The organism is Pseudoalteromonas sp. Cn5-37 (assembly GCF_021532495.1).
Lineage (GTDB): Bacteria > Pseudomonadota > Gammaproteobacteria > Enterobacterales > Alteromonadaceae > Pseudoalteromonas > Pseudoalteromonas simplex.
In genome coordinates this window covers 1-1,200 of sequence record NZ_JAKGBA010000090.1, presented here as the reverse complement: position 1 = coordinate 1,200, position 1,200 = coordinate 1, and the positions used below count along the sequence as shown (strand labels likewise).

Here is a 1,200-nt window from a genome sequence, read left to right as displayed (position 1 = left end):
GGCATCGGAACGGCAATGATGTCTTACGCTAAGAAAATGGCAAAGGACAGTGACATGAAAGTTATAGATATCGCCGCCAGTCATCTTTCAGCTCCTTTCTTCGAAAAATTTGGGGCAAAGACAATTAAAGAAATCACTGATGGTTGGGGCCTAGACATGCACAGGGTTGATATGGAATTACTACTATAACAATTCAATGACCGCTATTGGCCGATTAACTGACCTAGGTGTGGTGTGAGTTGGCTGTCCGTAGAACAGGCTGTCCGTAGAACGCTCATATCTCATCTTACAGTTTTGTTGATTAGGTTTAGACTTCACCTGACAGGCAGCTAAGAGCGAATAGCGGACATCAACGTTCACTTCAGCATTACCGAATACTGAACGGTTTTGAGCTAAAGTTTTTGCGCGGCACATGGAAAAGAACTGCGTAGAGTTTGGTGCCAGATGCAAGTCCATGCTAGGGATTTACTGCTGACTAGATAACTGATCCTAATTGTGATACACCTGCTTCAAGCCATGCTTGCCACCTGGGAACGGAGCCGCTGTGTCCATAAAGTGGTATACCTGCTCCAGTAAGTCATCCATGTTCTTACACTGATGGTTACGGGTTATCGTTTCATGCAACGCATGCCATAGCTTTTCAATTTTGTTGTGCCACGGGCTGTATACCGGTAAAAACAAGAGCTTGAACTTTGGGTTCTCATTCAGCCATTTCTGCGTTTTTTTGCTCTTATGGATGATGTAATTATCCACAATTAGCGTGATACTTTTCGCTCGCCGGTATTGCCCTTTCAGTTGCTCCAACAGCGCAATAAACAAATCACTGGTCTTGCGCTCACCACCAACATAACTGATTTGTCCTGTCTGGCTGTGCAGTGCCCCCGCCAGATAGTGTTTCTTATTCTGGCCGGGTGTAGCTACCTTACGCTGTTTACCTTTAAAGCCCCAGTCGGCACCAATCTTCGGATTCAGGTGGATATCCACCTCATCCTGATAAAACACCGGATGGTCCACGCTGCAATTTTCAAGTGCCTCCCGCATGGCTGCTAACTTAGCTTCTTTATCTGGGTCTTGGATATACAGCGTCGGTGCCGCACGACGCCAGACGATGCCGACTTGTGGCAACCACCGCCTGAGAGTTGAGCTATGAATAACGATACGGTAAAGCTTATGCAGTAGCAGTGCGAATAATTCACTACT

Annotated in this window: 2 protein-coding genes; one reads left to right on the top strand and one right to left on the bottom strand. The window is 46.3% G+C overall.

The window, feature by feature from the left end:
• Window positions 1-189, top strand: a 189-nt coding sequence (locus tag L1266_RS22205; protein ID WP_235374376.1) for a GNAT family N-acetyltransferase, incomplete at its 5' end; no start/stop codon positions are given.
• A 300-nt stretch (window positions 190-489) separates the two neighbouring features.
• Here the strand turns inward: L1266_RS22205 and L1266_RS22200 are convergent.
• The coding region (locus L1266_RS22200; RefSeq protein ID WP_235374377.1) for an IS630 family transposase at window positions 490-1,200 on the bottom strand (711 nt) is incomplete at its 5' end.